Origin of the sequence: Escherichia sp. WS568, from assembly GCF_046486085.1 — a bacterium.
Lineage (GTDB): Bacteria > Pseudomonadota > Gammaproteobacteria > Enterobacterales > Enterobacteriaceae > Escherichia > Escherichia coli.
Map to the genome: position 1 here is coordinate 99,523 of NZ_JBJQMC010000010.1, position 22,002 is coordinate 121,524.

The window sequence follows — 22,002 nt, forward strand, 5'->3', positions numbered from 1 at the left end:
TGTATAAAGTGAAGATAAATTGATATAATAAGGCCACCATGAATATTTCAGAACCTTGTCAAAAGGTTTGCACATACTCTAGTCTTGCAATGTGTAGTTGATAGTTCCACTGAGGAGGTTCTTCGACATTCTTTATAAAAATGTACATTTTCATCAATAATAAGAGGTAAAAGGGCTTTAATAGTTTTTTGTGGATGTTATTTCTACTCATAAATTTTGAGATAAGTATTGAGTTGAGATAAAGTTAAACTCGTTAAATTCACCTTTAAAAGGATAAAACATGGACTGGAAAGATCTTGCATCAACCGCTGTGTATACAGGTATGACTGATGAAAATGAAAGCATATGGGAACGTGTTGATGGGGTTGACGTTGCCTTCATAGGTGCCTTTCTTACTGCGCACTTGAGCCTTGAAAAGTATATTACTGATTATCTTGGATTAAGATATCCTTCGTTAGCTTGGGGTGATGCAAAACTCACATTTTCACAAAAAATAGCTTTAATACAACATGAGCCTGCAAAACCCCCTTATGATGAAATATATTTAAGAATAAAAGACTTTAACAGCATAAGAAATAAAATCAGTCATCAATTGAATTATCAGATTACGGATAAAGAAAAAAGTAAGTTTGTGGACTTCTATATGAAGATTACTAAAGCCAGTAAAACTAAACCAAATATTGATATTGATAACATGGCAGATTTGTTGGGTTTTTTCGTATCGATGACAAAATCCTATTTTGCTAGTGCTATTTCTTATTATCATTATAATAAAAAGGTTGCAGGTAAAAGTAATAAAATTGATTAATAAAACTGGGCTTAGGGATAATTAATATATAGACGTTCTATCATTTTTAGAGTGTGCGGCAGCTCCATACATTCATGCGGATGTCAGCACCTCGCTCAAAGCAGACAGTCAGATTTGATAGCGTTTGGACTATGTAAATAGTCAGTTGGAAAATGAGTGAGTACAAATCAGGACAGGCGGGCGAATTGCCCGCCTTTTCTTTATCTGTTGTTTCATCCACTGACCAGCCAGGTCAAATAGCGTCTCATGCTCTGCACAACAGAAAATAGTTGCACCCATTAACCACGGAGTTAAACGGATGAGTGACTATCATCACGGCGTGCAGGTGCTGGAGATTAACGACGGCACCCGCGTCATTTCCACCGTATCCACTGCCATTGTCGGCATGGTCTGCACGGCCAGCGATGCGGATGCGGAAACCTTCCCCCTCAATAAACCTGTGCTGATTACCAATGTGCAGAGCGCAATTGCAAAGGCCGGTAAAAAAGGCACGCTGGCGGCGTCGCTGCAGGCCATCGCTGACCAGTCAAAACCGGTCACCGTTGTCGTGCGTGTGGAAGACGGCACCGGCGACGACGAGGAAACGAAACTCGCGCAGACCGTTTCCAATATCATCGGCACCACCGACGAAAACGGTCAGTACACCGGACTGAAAGCCCTGCTGGCGGCGGAGTCGGTAACCGGTGTTAAACCGCGTATTCTCGGCGTGCCGGGACTGGACACCAAAGAGGTGGCTGTTGCACTGGCATCAGTCTGTCAGAAGCTGCGCGCTTTCGGGTATATCAGCGCATGGGGCTGTAAAACCATTTCCGAGGTGAAAGCCTACCGTCAGAATTTCAGCCAGCGTGAGCTGATGGTCATCTGGCCGGATTTCCTCGCATGGGATACGGTCAGCAGCACCACCGCCACCGCGTATGCCACCGCCCGTGCGCTGGGTCTGCGCGCTAAAATCGACCAGGAGCAGGGCTGGCATAAAACGCTGTCCAACGTCGGGGTAAACGGTGTTACCGGCATCAGCGCATCTGTATTCTGGGATTTGCAGGAGTCCGGCACCGATGCTGACCTGCTTAACGAGTCAGGCGTCACTACGCTGATTCGCCGCGACGGTTTCCGATTCTGGGGTAACCGTACCTGCTCTGATGACCCGCTGTTCCTTTTTGAAAACTACACCCGCACCGCGCAGGTGCTGGCCGACACGATGGCTGAGGCGCACATGTGGGCGGTGGACAAGCCCATCACCGCAACGCTGATTCGCGACATCGTTGACGGCATCAATGCCAAATTCCGTGAGCTGAAAACAAACGGCTATATCGTGGATGCGACCTGCTGGTTCAGCGAAGAATCCAACGATGCGGAAACCCTCAAGGCCGGAAAACTGTATATCGACTACGACTATACACCGGTACCTCCTCTTGAAAACCTGACCCTGCGCCAGCGTATTACCGATAAATATCTGGCAAATCTGGTCACCTCGGTTAACAGCAATTAAGGAGCCTGACCGATGGCAATGCCGCGCAAACTCAAGTTAATGAACGTCTTTCTGAACGGCTACAGCTATCAGGGCGTCGCGAAGTCCGTCACGCTACCAAAACTGACCCGTAAGCTCGAAAACTATCGCGGTGCGGGGATGAATGGCAGCGCACCGGTAGACCTCGGCCTTGATGACGATGCGCTGTCAATGGAGTGGTCGCTCGGTGGCTTCCCGGATTCGGTTATCTGGGAGCTTTACGCCGCAACCGGTGTGGATGCCGTACCGATTCGTTTTGCAGGCTCTTACCAGCGCGACGATACCGGCGAAACGGTGGCCGTCGAGGTGGTCATGCGTGGACGTCAGAAAGAAATCGACACCGGCGAGGGTAAACAGGGAGAAGACACCGAGTCGAAAATCTCCGTGATCTGCACCTATTTCCGGCTGACGATGGACGGTAAGGAGCTGGTCGAAATCGACACCATCAACATGATTGAGAAGGTGAACGGCGTCGACCGGCTGGAGCAACACCGCCGAAATATCGGCCTGTGATTTTCATCCGGTCAGCCAGGCTGACCGGTTAACCCTGATTAAGAAGTGAGAAAACCATGAACAAAGAAAATGTGATTACCCTGGACAATCCGGTCAAGCGTGGTGAGCAGGTTATCGAACAGGTCACGCTGATGAAACCCAGTGCGGGGACGCTGCGCGGTGTCAGTCTGGCTGCGGTCGCAAACTCCGAAGTCGATGCACTGATTAAAGTGCTGCCTCGCATGACGGCACCGATGCTGACCGAGCAGGAGGTCGCCGCGCTGGAACTGCCTGACCTTGTGGCGCTGGCCGGTAAGGTGGTCGGTTTTTTGTCGCCGAACTCGGTGCAGTAACGTTCCCGAAAAATCTCTCGGTCGATGACCTGATGGCGGATGTGGCAGTGATATTTCACTGGCCGCCATCAGAACTGTATCCCATGAGCCTGACCGAACTCATCACATGGCGCGAAAAGGCGCTCCGGCGAAGCGGAAACACGAATGAGTAACAATGTAAAATTACAGGTATTGCTCAGGGCTGTTGACCAGGCATCCCGCCCGTTTAAATCCATCCGCACAGCGAGCAAATCGCTGTCGGGGGATATCCGGGAAACACAAAAATCACTGCGCGAGCTGAACGGTCACGCATCCCGTATTGAGGGATTTCGCAAGACCAGTGCACAGCTCGCCGTGACTGGTCATGCACTTGAAAAGGCACGGCAGGAGGCCGAAGCCCTTGCCACACAGTTTAAAAACACCGAACGTCCGACACGTGCTCAGGCGAAAGTGCTGGAATCCGCAAAGCGTGCGGCGGAGGACTTACAGGCGAAATATAACCGCCTGACGGATTCAGTTAAACGCCAGCAGCGGGAACTGGCCGTTGTGGGAATTAATACCCGCAATCTTGCACATGATGAGCAGGGACTGAAAAACCGTATCAGTGAAACCACCGCACAGCTTAACCGTCAGCGTGACGCGCTGGCGCGTGTCAGTGCGCAACAGGCAAAACTTAACGCAGTAAAACAGCGTTATCAGGCAGGCAAGGAACTGGCCGGAAATATGGCCTCAGTGGGCGCTGCCGGTGTGGGGATTGCGGCGGCGGGAACGATGGCCGGAGTTAAGTTGCTGATGCCCGGTTATGAGTTTGCGCAGAAAAACTCAGAATTGCAGGCCGTGCTCGGAGTGGCAAAAGACTCCGCCGAAATGACCGCACTACGCAAACAGGCGCGCCAGCTCGGCGACAATACCGCCGCTTCGGCGGATGATGCGGCCGGTGCACAGATAATCATCGCGAAAGCGGGTGGGGATGTTGATGCCATTCAGGCGGCAACGCCGGTCACGCTGAATATGGCGCTGGCGAACCGCCGCACGATGGAAGAAAACGCCGCCCTGCTGATGGGGATGAAATCCGCCTTTCAGCTTTCAAACGATAAGGTCGCTCATATCGGGGATGTTCTCTCCATGACGATGAACAAAACCGCCGCCGATTTTGACGGCATGAGCGATGCGCTGACCTATGCCGCACCTGTGGCAAAAAATGCCGGTGTCAGCATTGAAGAAACCGCCGCAATGGTCGGGGCGCTGCATGATGCAAAAATTACCGGTTCAATGGCGGGGACGGGAAGCCGTGCCGTGTTAAGCCGCCTGCAGGCACCGACGGGAAAAGCATGGGATGCACTCAAAGAGCTTGGTGTGAAAACCTCAGACAGCAAGGGAAACACCCGGCCAATATTTACCATTCTGAAAGAAATGCAGGCCAGTTTTGAGAAAAACCGGCTCGGTACTGCCCAGCAGGCTGAATACATGAAAACTATTTTCGGGGAGGAGGCCAGCTCAGCCGCCGCCGTGCTGATGACTGCCGCCTCAACCGGAAAGCTGGACAAACTGACCGCTGCGTTTAAAGCCTCAGACGGGAAGACCGCCGAGCTGGTAAATATCATGCAGGACAACCTCGGCGGTGACTTTAAAGAGTTTCAGTCCGCTTATGAGGCGGTGGGGACTGACCTGTTTGACCAGCAGGAAGGCGCGCTGCGTAAGCTCACGCAGACGGCCACAAAGTATGTGTTAAAACTCGACGGCTGGATACAGAAAAACAAATCACTGGCGTCAACCATTGGTCTCATTGCCGGTGGCGCACTGGCGCTGACTGGCATCATCGGTGCAATTGGTCTTGTAGCCTGGCCGGTTATCACCGGCATCAATGCCATCATCGCGGCAGCAGGCGCAATGGGGGCAATCTTCACGACGGTTGGCAGTGCTGTTATGACGGCCATCGGGGCGATTAGCTGGCCGGTTGTGGCCGTGGTGGCTGCAATTGTCGCCGGGGCGTTGCTTATCCGTAAATACTGGGAGCCTGTCAGCGCATTCTTTGGCGGTGTGGTTGAAGGGCTGAAAGCAGCATTTGCGCCGGTGGGGGAACTGTTCACGCCACTTAAGCCGGTATTTGACTGGCTGGGTGAAAAGTTACAGGCTGCGTGGCAGTGGTTTAAAAACCTGATTGCACCGGTCAAAGCCACCCAGGACACCCTGAACCGTTGCCGTGACACGGGCGTCATGTTCGGGCAGGCACTGGCTGACGCGCTGATGCTGCCGCTTAATGCGTTCAACAAATTACGCAGCGGCATTGACTGGGTACTGGAAAAGCTCGGTGTCATCAACAAAGAGTCAGACACACTTGACCAGACCGCCGCCAGAACTCATGCCGCCACGTATGGCACCGGTGGTTATATTCCGGCGACCAGCTCTTATGCAGGCTATCAGGCTTATCAGCCGGTCACGGCACCGGCTGGCCGCTCTTATGTGGACCAGAGTAAAAACGAATATCACATCAGCCTGACGGGTGGTACTGCACCGGGGACACAGCTTGACCGCCAGTTACAGGATGCGCTCGAAAAATACGAGCGGGATAAACGTGCGCGCGCCCGTGCCAGCATGATGCATGACGGTTAAGGAGGTGACGAAAAATGATGCTCGCGTTAGGTATGTTTGTTTTTATGCGCCAGACGCTGCCACACCAGACCATGCAGCGTGAATCAGATTATCGCTGGCCGTCAAATTCCCGTATCGGTAAACGGGATGCCTACCAGTTTCTCGGTGTTGGCGAGGAAAACATGACGCTTGCCGGTGTGCTTTATCCCGAACTGACCGGCGGCAAGCTGACGATGACCACGCTCAGGATGATGGCTGAGGAAGGCCGGGCGTGGCCGTTGCTGGATGGCACCGGCATGATTTACGGCATGTATGTCATCAGCAGGGTGAGTGAAACAGGGAGTATTTTCTTTGCAGACGGCACACCCCGGAAAATTGATTTTACGCTGTCGCTCACCCGCGTTGATGAATCACTGGCCGCGCTTTATGGCGATATCGGTAAACAGGCGGAGTCGCTCATCGGTAAGGCTGGCAGTATGGCGACCAGATTCACGGGTATGACGGGGGCAGGATAATGCTGGATGCGCTGACATTTGATGCAGGCAGTACGCTGACGCCGGATTACATGCTGATGCTCGACAGCAGGGATATTACCGGCAATATCAGCGACCGTCTGATGAGCATGACCCTGACGGATAACCGGGGCTTTGAGGCTGACCAGCTTGATATTGAACTGAACGATGCCGACGGGCAGGTCGGGCTGCCGGTTCGTGGCGCTGTCCTGAAGGTGTATATCGGCTGGAAAGGTTTTGCCCTGGTATGCAAAGGGAAATTTACCGTTGATGAGGTTGAACACCGGGGCGCACCGGATGTGGTCACCATCCGCGCCCGGAGTGCAGATTTTCGCGGGACGCTCAATTCCCGCCGGGAAGGCTCCTGGCATGACACCACGCTCGGTGCGATTGTTGAGGCGATAGCCTCCCGTAACAGGCTGGAAGCCAGTGTTGCTCCGTCACTGGCCGGAATTAAAATCCCGCACATCGACCAGTCGCAGGAGTCTGATGCGAAATTCCTGACCCGCCTTGCTGAACGCAACGGCGGTGAGGTGTCGGTAAAAATGGGAAAACTGTTGTTTCTCAAAGCGGGGCAGGGGGTGACGGCCAGCGGTAAAAAAATCCCGCAGATTACCATCACCCGCAGTGACGGTGACCGTCATCATTTTGCGATTGCTGACCGTGGAGCCTATACCGGCGTAACGGCAAAGTGGTTACACACCAAAGACCCGAAGCCACAAAAGCAGAAGGTAAAACTGAAACGCAAAAAGAAAGAGAAACACCTGCGCGCACTGGAGCACCCGAAAGCGAAACCAGTCACGCAGAAGAAAGCGCCAAAAGTACCGGAAGCGCGCGAAGGTGAATACATGGCAGGTGAGGCTGACAACGTTTTTGCCCTGACCACGGTATATGCCACGAAAGCACAGGCCATGCGCGCAGCTCAGGCGAAGTGGGATAAACTGCAACGGGGTGTAGCGGAGTTCTCCATCAGCCTGGCTACCGGTCGGGCAGATATTTACACGGAAGCACCGGTCAAAGTGTCAGGCTTTAAGCGCGTCATAGACGAGCAGGACTGGACAATCACTAAGGTGACACATTTTCTGAATAATAGCGGCTTCACGACGTCCTTAGAGCTTGAGGTCAGGCTTTCTGATGTGGGGTACGAAACAGAAGGTGATGAGTGATGTCTATTGTTTATCTGTTTGTTTTATAAGGATAAATTAACTAAAATGGCACCATCAACAAAACCGGAAGAGGTGCTCGCGATGTTTCATTGTCCTTTATGCCAGCATGCCGCACATGCGCGTACAAGTCGCTATATCACTGACACGACAAAAGAGCGTTATCATCAGTGCCAGAACGTGAATTGCAGCGCCACGTTCATCACTTATGAGTCGGTACAGCGATACATCGTGAAGCCGGGAGAAGTCCACGCCGTAAGGCCGCACCCGTTGCCATCAGGGCAGCAAATTATGTGGATGTAATTACAAACAGAAAGCCCCTCAGTCGAGGGGCTTTTTTGTCGATGTGGTCAATGTGTGGACGTGACCAGAAATAAATCCTTTTATTTCAATTTATTGTACGTAAAAAATAAGCCCGTGTAAGGGAGATTACACAGGCTAAGGAGGTGGTTCCTGGTACAGCTAGCATTTTATGGGTTATGTTTTTCAGCGAAACGGATGATAACCTTAATAAATGCAGCTGTATGTGATCGGTTTCTAAGAATTTTCCATCCGGGAAAAATAATCGAAATTAATCACTTACCGTGGGGGTTACGCGTGGTTTCCCCGGAGAAATTACGCATCAGCAGCGCGTAATTTAGCTCAAGATCCTGCGGCACCGGGATCCACACAGTATAACCATCGCCCGGTGCGACCGGCATTGCTTCGCCTTTGGCGTTTTCCATATGCTCAAGGGTAAAGTTAATGTTCCCTTGCGGCGTCATCAGCTCAAGGCTGTCGCCAACGGAGAATTTATTTTTCACCGCTACCGCCGCGAGGTCGCCCTTGCGCTCACCGGTAAACTCACCAACAAACTGCTGGCGGTCAGAAACTGAATAACCGTATTCGTAGTTCTGATAATCGTCGTGAGTATGACGACGCAGGAAACCTTCGGTATAGCCACGATGCGCCAGACCTTCCAGAGTTTCCAGCAGGCTGGTATCGAATGGTTTTCCCGCAGCTGCGTCATCGATAGCTTTACGGTAAACCTGCGCGGTGCGTGCGCAATAGTAGAAAGATTTTGTACGACCTTCGATTTTCAGCGAATGCACGCCCATTTTGGTCAGGCGTTCAACGTGGGCGATAGCGCGCAGATCTTTCGAGTTCATGATGTAAGTGCCGTGCTCATCTTCAAACGCAGTCATATACTCGCCCGGACGCTGAGCTTCTTCGATCATAAACACTTTGTCGGTTGGCGCGCCGATGCCCAGCGTCGGCTCAACATTTTGCACCGGAATCGGCTCGTACTTGTGCACGATGTTGCCAACGTCATCTTCTTTCCCTTCCTGGACGTTGTACTCCCAGCGGCAGGCGTTGGTGCAGGTGCCCTGGTTCGGGTCGCGCTTGTTGATATAGCCAGAGAGCAGGCAGCGACCGGAGTAGGCCATGCACAGCGCACCGTGAACGAAGATCTCGATCTCCATATCCGGCACCTGATTACGGATCTCTTCAATCTCTTCCAGCGACAGCTCGCGAGAGAGGATCACGCGGGTCAGTCCCATTTGCTGCCAGAATTTCACCGTCGCCCAGTTCACGGCGTTAGCCTGCACCGAGAGGTGGATCGGCATTTCAGGGAAGTGCTCGCGCACCAGCATAATCAGCCCTGGATCGGACATAATCAGCGCATCCGGCCCCATCTCCACCACCGGTTTCAGGTCACGGATAAAGGTTTTCAGCTTGGCGTTGTGCGGTGCAATGTTGACCACGACATAAAACTTTTTCCCCAGCGCGTGGGCTTCATTGATGCCGAGCTGGAGATTTTCGTGGTTGAATTCGTTGTTGCGCACACGCAGGGAGTAACGCGGCTGGCCCGCATAAACAGCATCTGCGCCATAAGCGAAAGCGTAACGCATATTTTTCAGCGTTCCCGCCGGGGAAAGGAGTTCCGGTTTAAACATAATTCTCTCGTTCTGATGACAGGTCAGATCCGCTTCACCTGATGAAGCGGTTAGGGGAGTGCCCCCACTTTAAGGGCGGGCATTGTAGCGCAATCGGCGGGTTTAGCTCCAGTGTAAATGTCTGGAGGCGTACTGGTTTTGGTTAAGGATACGAATGACGATAATTTCCTCTGGTGATTGCAGGAAATAAATTACGTGGCGTTCAAAAGGAAGAACAAAAATACCTTCGCCTAATTCAGGTCTGGGCGTACCTATATTATTGTTACTCAGAATCTGGAGAACGTCTGAAAGATGTTCCACATATCTGTCGGCTTGTGGTTCGCCGAAATGGTGATAGCTGTAATACCAGATGCCTTCTAAATCCTCATTGGCTTTTGGCATGAGTTTTATAGTACGCACATTATTTCCTTATCCCTGCTTTCACCTTCCGTAAAAACGCGTCCTTTTCCCACGGCTGAGCTTCACCACTACTCAACCCTTCAGCGAGCATGTCACGTAACGCTTGCAGGCGAGACTCTGCTTGCTTTTCTCGAAGTAAGCGCAGCGACTCACGGATCACTTCGCTTTGGGTGCGATAGTCGCCGGATTCAATTAAGGACTCGATAAATTCACGCAACTCATCGCCGAGATCAACCGTCATCGTTCTGGCCATTTTACGCCCGCCTGTAAGTAAAAATCTTACATCAGTGTATTTCATAAACCGGATAGCGTCACGAAAGTATTAGAAGATATTTTGGCATATGAACATGTTCAGGAAGATAAGTATGGGATGGTAAACAAAGAAAGCACAACGAGTGCTCGTCAGTGCCCACTATTTTAATGGCGGAGGTTAATCTTAATTATCAATAAATAAGAGTTGTTTTGATATAAAGCCGGACGCCAACAACCCACGCCCGGCATCGTCATTACGTATTATCTTTTACCGTCTGGCTTGTGCCATTGGCTTTAACGGAGGCAATTCCGGTTTCACGAGATTGCGCGGTGGCGTACATCTGGCTGGAGCCGATAATTTGATGATTGGCGGCTTTCAGATTGAAATAGAATTTGCCGTTGCTTGCCGTTTTTTTCTCATAGCGTTCTTCTTGCGGGCTGTTGCTACGTACCGACGCGATGCCCTTTTCCGCAGAGGCTTTTGAGGTATACAGCTCGCTGGTGAGGATAGTCTCACCATTGCCCGCTTTTAGCACAAACCGGAATTGATTATCACTGCTCTTACTGAGTTCAAACCAACCAGCCATAATGACTCCTTGATTGAAATTGCGTATCGAAAACAGCATCTAAAAGGACTGTTTGCCGATTAAAGTATGAGCGATTTTCAGGTGCTTGCCAGGGCGGAGAGATAATGTCAGATAGCCGACAATGCATGGGATAATGTTGCCGGATGCGGCGTGAATGCCTTCTCCGGCAGGTAAAAATATTAAACGATGCGGCAGGCGTCGGCTTCCCAGCGGTAACCGACGCCGTAAACGGCGCGGATAAATGACTGTTCGGCGTCGAGAGATTCCAGCTTGCGGCGCAGGTTTTTAATGTGGCTGTCGATGGTGCGGTCGGTTACTACGCGGTAGTCGTCATAAAGATGATTGAGCAATTGCTCGCGGGAGAACACTTTTCCTGGTTCATGAGAGAGCGTTTTCAGCAGACGAAATTCCGCAGGCGTCAGGTCAAGCATTTTTCCGCGCCATGAAGCCTGAAAACGACCTTCGTCGATAATCAACGGGCTTTCAGCATCCTGTTGCTGCAACTCACGCTGCGGTTTGCAACGGCGCAAAATGGTTTTGACGCGCGCTACCACTTCCCGTGGGCTGTACGGTTTGCAGATGTAGTCATCTGCGCCAATCTCCAGCCCGAGCAGGCGGTCGATCTCTTCGATTTTTGCTGTCACCATCACGATCGGAATGTCAGAAAAACGACGAATCTCCCGACACAACGTCAGGCCATCGGTGCCAGGGAGCATCAGATCCAACAGGATCAGATCCGGTGGTGTCTGGCGCACATATGGCAGTACCTGATCGCCGTGGCTGATAAGCGTCGGCGCATAGCTCGCAGCACGCAGATAATCAATGAGTAACTGCCCCAGCTTCGGTTCATCTTCCACGATCAAAATACGTGGCGTGTTTTCGTCGATTGGTAACTCGGTCATACTTCTCTCTGTAAATCCCGTTCCAGCGGTAACTCTACTGTAATGCTTACCCCGCCAAAAGGCGAATGGGCAGCAATAATGCGACCATTATGTGCTTCAACAATGTTCAGGCAAATCGCCAGCCCCAGCCCGGAACCGCCGCTGGCTCGGTTGCGGGAGCCTTCGGTGCGATAAAAACGTTCAAACAATTTTTGTAGCTGATCGTCACTGACGCCCGGCGCGCTGTCGGCAAAGGTCAGGCGCACCGTTTTGTCGTGCTGCTCGGCAGAGATTTTCAGGCTACCGCCGCTGTCAGTGTAGCGCAGGCTGTTTTCCAGTAAGTTATTGAATAACTGCATTAAACGGTCGCGATCGCCAAATACGGTAATACTGTCTGGCAGGGAAAATTGCAGTTTCAGCCCGCGGCTGGCGAAACGCTCACGAAATGCGCCACCCGCGACTTCCAGTAGCGGGATCAGATCCACCGACGATTTCTGGTAGGCGAGAGCGCCTTCATCAGACATCGACAATTGATGAAGATCATCCACCAGTTTGGTCAGTGTACCGACCTCTGCCTGTAAAGAAGCCACCGTCTCCGGCGTGAATTTACGCACGCCATCCTGAATAGCTTCCAGTTCGCCGCGCAGTACCGCTAAAGGCGTGCGCAGCTCGTGGGAGATATCGGCCATAAAATCGCGGCGCATCTGTTGGTTTTTCTCCAGCGTGCTGGCGAGCTGGTTGAAGTCTTGCGCCAGTTTGCCCAATTCATCTTCACTGGTGGGCGTCACGCGAGTAGTGAAATCGCCCGCTGCCAGTTTGTGTGTACCGTCCACCAGTCGTTTGACCGGAGCCAGCAAACCGCGCGCCAGTGGGAATGTCGCCAGCGCCGCTAACAAGGTAGATAAAGCGACAATCAGCCAACTGGTTTGCCTCTGTTGTCTGTCAAAATTGATATCGGTATTGCGGGTCAGTCGTTCAACAGGGGAGGCGATCACCGCACCCACTTCCGCCCCATTGACCATAATGGGCCGCCGTGTGCCGTCGGGTGGAATCGGTGCTCGCGGGCCAACCAGCACTTTGTTGTTTTGATCAACCACCCAGAATTGCGTGCGCCAACCGTGTGGCGGCATACCGGGGCCGGGCTTATCTTCGTTGTTATCATGCTCCAGCGAACGTAGGATCTGAAATACAAAGCGATCGTTATTACGCAGGAAGCGCCAGTTCCCGTGCTGGGCGTACTGCTCACCAAGCGCATCGCCGAGCATTTGCAGCCGTTGTTCATTACCATGCTTGATGTAATCGATAAAGCCGCGCTCAAAACTGATACGTACCGCCCAGTGCATCGTGATCAATAAGACAATGCAGGTGGCGAAAATCGCCAGAAACAGTTTGCCGGTAATACCGGGTCGCCAGAACTTCATTGCGCGCTCCTTTTTCGCCGCGAAATAGCTACATTTTGATGCGTATCGTTCGGCACTCTGGCAAAGATGAACGCCGGAAGGGCGATGATAAACGCCATGCTAAGCCAGGTGTACATAAAGACGGTTTGTGTGGTGCCGCTGTCGACGCTGACATGCTGTGAACCAAAAAGTCCCAGCAACAGCCCGGCGATAGTGACGCCGATACTCATCGACAATTGCATAATCATCGACAGCAGGCTGTTTCCGCTGCTCGCCAGATTGTCCGGGAGATCTTTCAGCGTCAGGGTGTTCATGGAGGAGAAACGCGTCGAGTTGACCATCCCTTGTAAAAACAGGACGAACGGCAAAACGTAGTACCAGCCCAGCAGAGCAGTGGTCATAAACAACAGGGTGACCAGCGACAGACCCAGCGTGGTCGCCACCAGTACCCGACGATAACCAAAGCGATTCACTACCTGTACCACAATTCGCTTCATCCCCATGCTGCCGAGCACCATCGGGATCATCATCAGTCCGGCATGAAACGGTGAGAAGCCAAGGCCAATTTGCAGGAAAACCGGCGTCATAAAGGGCAACATGCCGCTACCGATACGTCCGGCAAAACTCCCCGCCAGACCCAGCGAAAAGGTACGAGTACGGAACAGTTTCAGACTGAAAAGAGCGCGGTTGTTATTTCTGGCGTGCAGCAGATAAAGCACCAGTGCTACCACGCCAACTGCGACCAGGCCAGCAATCGCCAGCGGCGATAAACCTGTACCTTTACTGCCGTCCAGCGCCAGGGTTAATACCGCCATGCCAACCGCCAGCAATAAAAAGCCGGAGAGATCGAAGCGCCGCGTCTGCATGGTGTAGTTCGGCATTAACATCAGTGTGGCGATCGCCCCAATAATCCCCACCGGAATGTTGATCAAAAAGATCCAGTGCCACGATGCGTACTCCACCAGCAGACCGCCGAGCGCCGGGCCAAGCAGCGGACCGACCTGACCGGGCAGTGTGACAAAGGTCATCGCCGCCATATACTGCTCGCGCGGTACGATTTTCATCACCGTCAACCTGCCGACCGGCACCATCATCGCACCGCCAACGCCCTGTAACGCGCGTGCCAGCAACAGTTCGTTCAGCGTGCCGGAAAGTGCGCAAAATAGTGAACCGAGAGTAAACAGCACGATGGCGGTAAAGAAAATATTGCGCACGCCGACTTTGTCCGCCAGCCAGCCGCTGGCGGGCAGCATCACAGCCACGGTCAGCACATAAGATACGATGACCATGTGCATATGCAACGGACTTTCCCCGAGGCTTTGCGCCATTGAGGGAAGCGCGGTGTTAACGATGGTGGTGTCCAGCGACTGCATAAAGAAGCCGAAAGCCACAATCCACAATTGCCAGCGGGTGCTGTCGGGAAGATCTGTCATTTACTCGGTTACCGTTTGTTTAGGTTTACGCGAAAAACGCAGCCGCAGACGGTCGAAAAAGAGATACACCACCGGCGTGGTATACAGCGTCAGGAGCTGGCTCATTACCAGTCCGCCGACAATAGTAATCCCCAGGGGTTGCCGCAGCTCCGAGCCGTCGCCGCCCGACAATACCAGCGGCAGCGCACCAAACAGCGCCGCCAGGGTAGTCATCATAATCGGGCGAAAACGCAGCAGACAGGCCTGGAAAATAGCTTCCTGCGGCGTGAGGTTACCGTGCCGTTGGGCTTCAAGCGCAAAATCGACCATCATAATGGCGTTTTTCTTCACGATGCCGATTAATAGCATGATCCCTATCAGGGCGATTAGGCTGAACGGGGCATTGAACAGCTCCAGCGCCAACAGCGCTCCAACGCCCGCCGAGGGCAGGGTGGAGAGAATCGTCAGCGGATGTACGTAACTCTCGTAAAGGATACCCAGCACGATATACACCGTGGCGATGGCGGCGATAATCAGGATCACCTGCGAGTTCATCGTCTCCTGGAACACCTGCGCCGTGCCGGCAAAACTACCGCGCACCGTCGAAGGCACACCAAGCTGGGTCATTGCGCGATCGATCGCCGCACTGGCGTCCGAGAGCGATTTACCGGTCGGCAGGTTGAACGAAATGGTCGAGGCCGCCGATAATCCCTGATGATTCACCGACAGTGGGGCGTTCGCCGGTTGCCATTTAGCGAAATACGACAGCGGGATCGCTTTTCCTTCGTTATTGATAACGAACATTTTTTCCAGCGCACTGATGTCCTGGGTATAGCGCGGATCCACTTCCATCACCACTTTATACTGGTTCATCGGCTGGTAAATGGTCGAGATTTGCCGCTGACCGAAGGCGTTATTTAACAGGCTGTTGGCGGCCTGTACGTCGATTCCCAGCCGTGCCATGGTGTCGCGGTCGTAAACCAGATTCATCTCCGCGCCGTTATCCTGCTGATCGGAGTTCACGTCCGCCAGTTCCGGCAACGTCGCCAGTTTTTTGCGGATTTTCGGCTCCCATTCGCGCAGTGCCGCCAGGTCGTCGGATAACAACGTGTACTGGTAGCTGGCGTTCGACTGACGTCCGCCAACGCGAATATCCTGTACCGCCATCAGGAACAGATTCGCCCCCGGCTCTTTCGCCAGCTTTACCCGCAGACGGTCGATAATTTGCTGCGCCGTTTCGCTGCGTTCGCCGCGTGGCTTGAGGGTGATAAACATCATCCCGCTGTTCACTCGCGAACCGCCGGTAAATCCGGTGACATTATCCACCGCCGGATCGTCACGGATAATTTTCATAAAATCCTGCAACTTGCCGCGCATCGCCTGAAACGAAATACTCTGATCCGCCTGTATCCCGCCCATCAGTACGCCAGTGTCCTGCTCCGGGAAGAAGGTTTTCGGGATCGAGATATACAGCCAGATATTCAAAGCAATGGTGCCAAGCAGCACCACGCCCACCAGACGGGTATGATTGAGCACCCATTTCAGTGACTTGCCGTAGCCTTGTTGCAGGGCTACCAACATGCGACCAAAACCACGCAGTCGCTTTTGCTCGCGCGGCTTGCTGGCTTTCAGCATCCAGCCGCACATCATCGGCGTTAGCGTCAGGGAAACCAGCAACGAAATACCAATGGCGACAGAAAGCGTCACGGCAAACTCGCGTAACAGTCGGCCCGGCAATCCGCCCATCAACAGCAGCGGCAGGAACACCGCCACCAGTGACAGACTCATCGACAGCACCGTAAAACCGACTTCGCGAGTACCTTGCAGTGCGGCCTGTAGTGGTTTCATCCCCGCTTCCAGGTGACGGGCAATGTTTTCCAGCACCACGATGGCGTCATCCACCACGAAACCAGTAGCGATGGTGAGTGCCATTAACGAAAGGTTATTGAGACTGAATCCGCACAGGTACATCGCCGCAAACGTACCAATCAGCGAAACCGGCACCGCAACGGCGGGAATAATGGTGGCGCGACCCGAACGCAGGAACAAAAACACCACCAGAATCACCAGCGCCACCGAGATAATCAGCGTCTGCTCAACCTCTTCCAGCGACGCGCGGATAGTAGGGGAGCGATCCTGGGCAATTTGCAGATCAATTGCTGCCGGGATGGTGGATTGTAATTCCGGCAGACGGGCGCGGATGCTGTCTACCGTCTGGATAATATTGGCTTCCGGCAGCTTGCGGATCATCAGCAAAATGGCCGGTTTGGCGTTGGTCATCCCGGCGTTACGTACATCTTGTACAGAGTCGGTCACCGTCGCCACATCGCCCAGACGAACCGCTCCGCCGTTGTTGTAATGAATAATCAGCGGCTGATATTCAGCGGCAGTTTTCAGTTCGTCATTGGTCTGGATCTGCCAGCGGTGGGTGCCATCTTCCAGTACGCCCTGCGGTTTACGCACGTTGGCATTGCTGATGGCAGTGCGTACGTCGTCCAGCGAGACGCCCTGATTAAACAGCGCCTGCGGATTCAGCCCGACGCGTACGGCGGGCAGCGAGCTGCCGCCAACATCGACATCACCGACACCGTCGATTTGCGAAATCGTCGGAGCCAGCTGTGTCGAGGCGAAATCGTACAGTTCACCCTGCGAATAAGTATCGGATGTCAGCGTGAGGATCATAATTGGCGCATCCGATGGGTTCGCTTTGCGATAGGTCGGACGGCTGGGCATCCCGCTGGGTAGCAGACTTTGCGCGGCGTTGATCGCCGCTTGCACATCGCGCGCTGCGCCGTTGATATCCCGGTCAAAATCAAACTGCAAAATAATGCGCGTGCTGCCGAGCGAACTGCTGGAGGTCATTTCGCTGACTCCGGCAATGCGCCCAAGTGAGCGCTCCAGCGGCGTGGCAACGGAAGACGCCATTGTTTCTGGTGACGCACCGGGCAGCGAGGCGCTGACCATAATCACCGGAAAATCGACCTGCGGCAGCGGGGCGACCGGCAGCATACGGAAGCCCAGTATGCCGCACAGGGTAATGGCGACCGACAGTAAAATCGTCGCCACCGGGCGGTAAATGAAGAGGGCAAAAAACTTCACTTACGCCTCCTCTTCATGACGGGCAAAGCGGCTTTTGGTCCACAATGCCAGGCGGTCGAACAGCAAATAAATCACCGGCGTGGTAAACAGCGTCAGCACCTGGCTGACTATCAGACCGCCGACCATGCCGATACCTAACGGACGACGTAGTTCCGCGCCGACCCCGGTACTCAACATCAGCGGCAGCGCACCAAGCAGAGCCGCCAGAGTGGTCATCAGGATCGGACGAAAACGCAACAGACAAGCCTGGTAAATAGCTTCGCGCGGCGACATGCCTTGCTCGCGCTCAGCAGCCAGCGCGAAGTCGATCATCATGATGGCGTTCTTCTTCACGATACCGATCAGCAAAATAATGCCGATAATGGCAATCACATCCAGTTCGCTACCGGCAATCATTAACGCCAGCAGCGCGCCGACCCCTGCCGTGGGTAGCGTCGAGAGAATGGTGATCGGGTGAATAAAGCTCTCGTACAGAATGCCGAGCACGATATACATCGCCACCACCGCCGCGACAATCAGCCAGACCGTGCTGCCCAGCGCCGACTGGAAGGCGAGGGTGCTGCCCTGGAACTGCGTGGTGATATCCACCGGCAGATTCAGCGTCTTTTCGGTGTCCATAATCGCTTGCACCGCATCGCCCAGCGAATAGTTATCCGGCACGTTAAAGGAGATGGTCGTTACCGGGAACTGATCCAGATGGTTGATGGAAAGCGGCGCAAAACGCTGCTCAATTTTGGCAATTGAGCTTAGCGGCACCACGCCGCCGTCGCTGCTGGTCAGGCGAATAGTATCCAGCGCCGCAAGCCCAGGAGTATTTTCGGTGTTGTGCTCCAGCACCACGCGATACTGGTTGGCCTGAGTATAAATAGTGGAAATCAGTCGCTGACCAAACGCGTTGTAAAGGGCGTTATCGACGTCCGCCATGCTGATCCCCAGACGGCTGGCGCTGTCGCGATCAACATTGACATACGCCACCAGCCCTTTGTCCTGCCAGTCGCTGGAGACATCAGAAAGCTGTGGCAGCTGCTGGAGTTTTTCCATCAACTGTGGCACCCAGGTACTGAGCGCATCCAGTGACGTGGCCTGCAAGGTAAACTGGTACTGGGTGCGGCTGACCTGAGTATCAATAGTCAGGTCCTGCGTTGGTTGCAGGAAGAGATCGACGCCCGGCACTTTATCTACCGCCGTTTGCAGACGGGCGATGACTTTTTGCACCCGGTCATCTCGTTCATCCAGTGGTTTGAGATTGATCTGTAAACGTGCACTGTTCAGCGACGGGTTAGTGCCATCAACGCCAACAAATGAGGTCAAACTTTGCACTGCCGGATCCTGCAAAATCACGTCCGCGACCTGGCGTTGCCGCTGGGCCATATTGGCAAAGGAGCTGGATTGCGGTGCCTGCAAAGTGCCCTGAATAATGCCGTTGTCCTGCACCGGGAAGAAACCTTTCGGAATGAACACCCACAGCAGCACGCTAAGCAGCAGCGTGCTGAGCGCCACGCTTAAGGTCAGCCACGGATGATTCAGCACTTTCGCCAGTCCACGACCATAGGCGGCGATTATCCTGTCGAACATTTTCTCCGAGGCACGGGAGAAGCGGTTCTGTTTACGCAGTGACTCCTGGCTGAGCATCCGTGCGCACATCATCGGCGTCAGGGTCAGCGACACCACGGCTGAGATCAAAATCGCGACTGCCAGAGTAATGGCAAATTCGCGGAACAGTCGCCCGACGATATCGCCCATAAACAGTAGCGGGATCAGCACTGCAATCAGCGAGAAGGTCAGCGAGATAATGGTAAAACCGATTTCACCCGCGCCCTTGAGCGCCGCCGCCAGCGGTTTTTCGCCTTTTTCGATATAGCGCGAAATGTTCTCGATCACCACGATGGCGTCATCGACCACGAATCCGGTGGCGATAGTTAATGCCATCAGCGTCAGGTTATTGATCGAAAAATCGAGAAACACCATGACTGCGAAGGTGCCGATTAACGACAGCGGCACTGCGACGCCAGGAATAATGGTCGCCGGAATATTGCGCAAAAACAGGTAGATAATCATGACTACCAGCGCGATAGCCATCATTAATTCAAACTGAGTATCATCGACGGATGCGCGAATATTGGTGGTACGGTCAGAAAGTACTGTCACCTTCACCGATTTCGGCAAACTCTCGGTGAGTTGTGGCAGCATCTGCCGGATGCTGTCGGCGGTGGAGATAATGTTAGCACCGGGCTGGCGCTGAACATTCATCACAATGGCCTGTTCTTTGTTCGCCCACGCGCCGAGCCAGCTGTTTTCTGCTCCTTGCTCTACGGTTGCGACATCGCCCAGACGAATCGGCGCGCCGTTCTGGTAGGCGATGATCAGCTGGCGATACTCTTCGGCGGATTGCATCTGGTCGTTCGCGGAAAGTGTGACCGCACGGGAAGGGCCGTCGAGGCTACCTTTTGCCGAGTTAACGTTAGCGCCGGTAATAGCGGTGCGCACGGTTTCGCTGGTCAGGCCGAGGGCGGCAATCGCCTGGGCGTTAAGTTTGACGCGAACAGCCGGACGCTGGCCGCCGGAAAGCGTCACCAGGCCGACGCCGGAAATCTGCGAGATTTTTTGCGCGACGCGGGTTTCCACCATATCTTCCACTTGCGTCATCGGCATGGCGGTTGAGGTGACAGCGAGCGTCATGATCGGCGGATCTGCCGGGTTCACTTTGCTGTAAACCGGCGGGTTAGGCAGATCGCTCGGCAACAAGTTGGTCGCAGCGTTAATCGCGGCCTGCACTTCCTGCTCGGCGACATCGAGCGGTAATGTTAGCTGGAACTGCAAAGTGATAACTGACGCACCGCCGGAACTTTGCGACGACATCTGTTTCAGGCCAGACATCTGCCCAAACTGGCGTTCAAGCGGCGCGGTAACGGCAGAGGTCATGACATCCGGGCTCGCACCTGGGTAGAGGGTGACCACCTGAATGGTTGGATAGTCCACTTCCGGCAGCGCCGAAACGGGCAGGGCGCGATAACCGATAATCCCGGCGAGTAAGATCGCCACCATCAGCAGCGTGGTGGCGACAGGACGCATAATAAACAGGCGCGACGGGCCGCCTGTGCTGCTCGGGGGTAACACCTGCATCAGGAGCGTGCTCCTTTTTTCGCGTATTCGCGGCTGGTGGCTTTCTCTTCCGAAGTGGTGGCGCTCTGGGCTTCCACCACTTCCACTTTCGCCCCTTCGGTCAGGCGATCAATGCCATCCGTCACCACGCGATCGCCCGCAGAAATACCTGCGCGGATCACCACTCTCTGACTGTCCTGAATGCCCGGTGTCACCAGATGTTTGCTGACCTTGTTTTCGCTATTCAGCACCCAGACAAAATGGCCTTCGTTGCCCATTTGCAGAGCGGCGGTGGGGATCACCACGGCGTTTTGTTCGGTGTCGACTAACATGCGCGCGTTAACAAACTGATTAGGGAAAAGCGCATCATCCTGATTATTAAAGCGAGCTTTCACTTTAATCGTACCGGTAGTGGCATCGATTTGGTTATCAAGGCTTAACAGCGTGCCTTCACTTAACTTCTTCGAGTTGGTGCGATCCCAGGCTTCTACCACCAGCGGTTTTCCGGCTTTTTGTGCCTGTACAACGGTGGCGATATCGCTTTCCGGCAGAGTAAAGACCAGATCGATAGGATGTGTTTGGGTGATCACCACAATCCCGGTGGTGTCGCCACTGGAGATTTGGTTACCAACATCAACCTGCTTGAGACCAACGCGACCATCAACTGGTGCGGTGATACGGCTCCAGTCGAGTTGCAATTGCGCGCTGGCGACGCTTGCTTCATCAGCCTTAATGGTACCTTCGGTTTCACTGACCAGCGCTTGTTGGGCATCCAGTTCCTGACGAGATACGAGATTGGTTTTTACCAGTTGTTGATAACGCGCCAGGTCACGGCGGGCGTTGGCAAGCGTGGCTTTATCTTTTGCCAGTTGGCCCAGGGCTTGTGCTAATGCAACTTTGAACTGGCTGGGGTCAATTTCTGCCAATAAATCGCCAGCTTTGACCTGCTGGCCTTCTTGGAAATGCAACGCCATCAGTTGACCGTCCACGCGGCTGCGCACCGTAACAGTATTAGCGGCGGTAATGGTGCCAAGCCCGGTGAGGTAACGCGGAACAGCCTGTTCTACGGCGGTCGCCGCCTGAACCGGGGCTAATGGGCCGGAACGCATACCACGGCGACCACCCGCTGGCGATTGCTGCGCTTGTTTCGTCGCCCCTGGGGCTGCACTCCGGGAGTCATTGCGGCCTTGCCAGAACCAGAATGCGGCGATGGCGGCGATAACCACCACGATTACGATTACCCAACGGGATTTATAACTGCCTTTCATCGTTAAGAGTTTCTCTTCCTGAAACGTTTCGCGGAATGATACTAGTGTAGCCAGCCAATAAGGGAGAAAAATGGAGGAATTATGAAACACTATCGGGAATCGTCTGAATGGCGGGCACATTTGCGAGCACGCATCCAGTAATAACACAGGAAACTATTTTATCTACGCGTTAGCGATAGACTGTATTCAGGGCAAAAGGAGGTAGGCCGACGATTTCAGCGGGACGCTGAAACGGGAAAGCCCCTCCCGAGGAAGGGGC

Annotated in this window: 19 protein-coding genes; 9 read left to right on the top strand and 10 right to left on the bottom strand. The window is 53.7% G+C overall.

Going from position 1 to position 22,002, the window contains the following annotated elements:
• Nucleotides 1-280: 280 nt before the first annotated feature.
• From ACJHWR_RS13305 to ogrK, 9 genes are all read left to right on the top strand, one after another.
• Complete coding sequence (locus ACJHWR_RS13305) at nucleotides 281-808, top strand: hypothetical protein (RefSeq protein WP_001461859.1); 528 nt, start codon at nucleotides 281-283, stop codon at nucleotides 806-808.
• Nucleotides 809-1,106: 298 nt separating this feature from the next.
• The gene (locus tag ACJHWR_RS13310; RefSeq protein WP_001286709.1) at nucleotides 1,107-2,297 is read left to right on the top strand and encodes a phage tail sheath protein; all 1,191 of its coding nucleotides are present in this window, start codon (nucleotides 1,107-1,109) and stop codon (nucleotides 2,295-2,297) included.
• 12 nt (nucleotides 2,298-2,309) lie between these two features.
• A complete protein-coding gene (locus ACJHWR_RS13315) occupies nucleotides 2,310-2,828 on the top strand; it encodes a phage major tail tube protein (protein WP_047603452.1) in 519 nt (172 codons plus the stop codon).
• 56 nt (nucleotides 2,829-2,884) lie between these two features.
• Nucleotides 2,885-3,160, top strand: a complete 276-nt coding sequence (locus tag ACJHWR_RS13320; RefSeq protein ID WP_001031307.1) for a phage tail assembly protein — start codon at nucleotides 2,885-2,887, stop codon at nucleotides 3,158-3,160.
• Nucleotides 3,161-3,192: 32 nt separating this feature from the next.
• Complete coding sequence (locus ACJHWR_RS13325; protein WP_000785970.1) at nucleotides 3,193-3,312, top strand: GpE family phage tail protein; 120 nt, start codon at nucleotides 3,193-3,195, stop codon at nucleotides 3,310-3,312.
• Entirely contained in the window at nucleotides 3,305-5,752 is a 2,448-nt protein-coding gene (locus tag ACJHWR_RS13330) for a phage tail tape measure protein (RefSeq protein ID WP_047603450.1), read from the top strand. Before ACJHWR_RS13325 ends, ACJHWR_RS13330 begins: the two co-directional genes overlap by 8 nt.
• Nucleotides 5,753-5,766: 14 nt before the next feature.
• Nucleotides 5,767-6,246 (top strand): phage tail protein, encoded by a 480-nt coding sequence (locus ACJHWR_RS13335; RefSeq protein ID WP_000978920.1) that lies wholly within the window; start codon nucleotides 5,767-5,769, stop codon nucleotides 6,244-6,246.
• Nucleotides 6,246-7,409 (top strand): phage late control D family protein, encoded by a 1,164-nt coding sequence (locus ACJHWR_RS13340; RefSeq protein ID WP_047603449.1) that lies wholly within the window; start codon nucleotides 6,246-6,248, stop codon nucleotides 7,407-7,409. Before ACJHWR_RS13335 ends, ACJHWR_RS13340 begins: the two co-directional genes overlap by 1 nt.
• Before the next feature lie 81 nt (nucleotides 7,410-7,490).
• Nucleotides 7,491-7,709, top strand: a complete 219-nt coding sequence (gene ogrK, locus ACJHWR_RS13345; protein ID WP_000468308.1) for a prophage transcriptional regulator OgrK — start codon at nucleotides 7,491-7,493, stop codon at nucleotides 7,707-7,709.
• Nucleotides 7,710-7,981: 272 nt separating this feature from the next.
• Here ogrK and yegQ read toward each other — a convergent pair whose 3' ends face one another.
• The 10 genes from yegQ to mdtA form a co-directional block, all read right to left on the bottom strand.
• Nucleotides 7,982-9,343, bottom strand: coding sequence for a tRNA 5-hydroxyuridine modification protein YegQ (yegQ, locus tag ACJHWR_RS13350; RefSeq protein WP_000476012.1), 1,362 nt, complete (start codon nucleotides 9,341-9,343; stop codon nucleotides 7,982-7,984).
• 102 nt (nucleotides 9,344-9,445) lie between these two features.
• Nucleotides 9,446-9,742: a type II toxin-antitoxin system RelE/ParE family toxin gene (locus ACJHWR_RS13355; protein WP_001259172.1), complete on the bottom strand. Its 297-nt coding sequence runs from the start codon at nucleotides 9,740-9,742 to the stop codon at nucleotides 9,446-9,448.
• Nucleotide 9,743: 1 nt separating this feature from the next.
• Nucleotides 9,744-10,040, bottom strand: a complete 297-nt coding sequence (locus ACJHWR_RS13360; RefSeq protein WP_001305156.1) for a type II toxin-antitoxin system ParD family antitoxin — start codon at nucleotides 10,038-10,040, stop codon at nucleotides 9,744-9,746.
• A gap of 208 nt (nucleotides 10,041-10,248) precedes the next feature.
• On the bottom strand, nucleotides 10,249-10,581 hold the full coding sequence (locus ACJHWR_RS13365) for a YegP family protein (RefSeq protein ID WP_000929408.1): 333 nt from the start codon (nucleotides 10,579-10,581) through the stop codon (nucleotides 10,249-10,251).
• A gap of 179 nt (nucleotides 10,582-10,760) precedes the next feature.
• On the bottom strand, nucleotides 10,761-11,483 hold the full coding sequence (gene baeR / locus ACJHWR_RS13370) for a two-component system response regulator BaeR (protein ID WP_000137877.1): 723 nt from the start codon (nucleotides 11,481-11,483) through the stop codon (nucleotides 10,761-10,763).
• Complete coding sequence (gene baeS, locus ACJHWR_RS13375; protein ID WP_000675174.1) at nucleotides 11,480-12,883, bottom strand: two-component system sensor histidine kinase BaeS; 1,404 nt, start codon at nucleotides 12,881-12,883, stop codon at nucleotides 11,480-11,482. Before baeS ends, baeR begins: the two co-directional genes overlap by 4 nt.
• A complete protein-coding gene (locus tag ACJHWR_RS13380; RefSeq protein ID WP_000130874.1) occupies nucleotides 12,880-14,295 on the bottom strand; it encodes an MFS transporter in 1,416 nt (471 codons plus the stop codon). The genes baeS and ACJHWR_RS13380 overlap by 4 nt, the downstream gene beginning before the upstream one ends.
• Nucleotides 14,296-17,373 (bottom strand): multidrug efflux RND transporter permease subunit MdtC, encoded by a 3,078-nt coding sequence (gene mdtC, locus ACJHWR_RS13385; protein WP_000667580.1) that lies wholly within the window; start codon nucleotides 17,371-17,373, stop codon nucleotides 14,296-14,298.
• Entirely contained in the window at nucleotides 17,374-20,496 is a 3,123-nt protein-coding gene (gene mdtB / locus ACJHWR_RS13390) for a multidrug efflux RND transporter permease subunit MdtB (RefSeq protein ID WP_001197878.1), read from the bottom strand. It lies immediately after the preceding gene.
• On the bottom strand, nucleotides 20,496-21,743 hold the full coding sequence (mdtA, locus tag ACJHWR_RS13395; protein ID WP_000678998.1) for a multidrug efflux RND transporter subunit MdtA: 1,248 nt from the start codon (nucleotides 21,741-21,743) through the stop codon (nucleotides 20,496-20,498). The genes mdtB and mdtA overlap by 1 nt, the downstream gene beginning before the upstream one ends.
• Nucleotides 21,744-22,002 lie beyond the last annotated feature (259 nt).

What these genes read in the sequence shown, in the direction of transcription:
- ACJHWR_RS13305 (WP_001461859.1), top strand. Translation starts at nt 281, where the DNA reads ATGGACTGGAAAGATCTTGCATCAACCGCTGTGTATACAGGTATGACT.
- ACJHWR_RS13310 (WP_001286709.1), top strand. Translation starts at nt 1,107, where the DNA reads ATGAGTGACTATCATCACGGCGTGCAGGTGCTGGAGATTAACGACGGC.
- ACJHWR_RS13315 (WP_047603452.1), top strand. Translation starts at nt 2,310, where the DNA reads ATGGCAATGCCGCGCAAACTCAAGTTAATGAACGTCTTTCTGAACGGC.
- ACJHWR_RS13320 (WP_001031307.1), top strand. Translation starts at nt 2,885, where the DNA reads ATGAACAAAGAAAATGTGATTACCCTGGACAATCCGGTCAAGCGTGGT.
- ACJHWR_RS13325 (WP_000785970.1), top strand. Translation starts at nt 3,193, where the DNA reads ATGGCGGATGTGGCAGTGATATTTCACTGGCCGCCATCAGAACTGTAT.
- ACJHWR_RS13330 (WP_047603450.1), top strand. Translation starts at nt 3,305, where the DNA reads ATGAGTAACAATGTAAAATTACAGGTATTGCTCAGGGCTGTTGACCAG.
- ACJHWR_RS13335 (WP_000978920.1), top strand. Translation starts at nt 5,767, where the DNA reads ATGATGCTCGCGTTAGGTATGTTTGTTTTTATGCGCCAGACGCTGCCA.
- ACJHWR_RS13340 (WP_047603449.1), top strand. Translation starts at nt 6,246, where the DNA reads ATGCTGGATGCGCTGACATTTGATGCAGGCAGTACGCTGACGCCGGAT.
- ogrK (WP_000468308.1), top strand. Translation starts at nt 7,491, where the DNA reads ATGTTTCATTGTCCTTTATGCCAGCATGCCGCACATGCGCGTACAAGT.
- yegQ (WP_000476012.1), bottom strand. Translation starts at nt 9,343, where the DNA reads ATGTTTAAACCGGAACTCCTTTCCCCGGCGGGAACGCTGAAAAATATG.
- ACJHWR_RS13360 (WP_001305156.1), bottom strand. Translation starts at nt 10,040, where the DNA reads ATGAAATACACTGATGTAAGATTTTTACTTACAGGCGGGCGTAAAATG.
- ACJHWR_RS13365 (WP_000929408.1), bottom strand. Translation starts at nt 10,581, where the DNA reads ATGGCTGGTTGGTTTGAACTCAGTAAGAGCAGTGATAATCAATTCCGG.
- baeR (WP_000137877.1), bottom strand. Translation starts at nt 11,483, where the DNA reads ATGACCGAGTTACCAATCGACGAAAACACGCCACGTATTTTGATCGTG.
- baeS (WP_000675174.1), bottom strand. Translation starts at nt 12,883, where the DNA reads ATGAAGTTCTGGCGACCCGGTATTACCGGCAAACTGTTTCTGGCGATT.
- ACJHWR_RS13380 (WP_000130874.1), bottom strand. Translation starts at nt 14,295, where the DNA reads ATGACAGATCTTCCCGACAGCACCCGCTGGCAATTGTGGATTGTGGCT.
- mdtB (WP_001197878.1), bottom strand. Translation starts at nt 20,496, where the DNA reads ATGCAGGTGTTACCCCCGAGCAGCACAGGCGGCCCGTCGCGCCTGTTT.
- mdtA (WP_000678998.1), bottom strand. Translation starts at nt 21,743, where the DNA reads ATGAAAGGCAGTTATAAATCCCGTTGGGTAATCGTAATCGTGGTGGTT.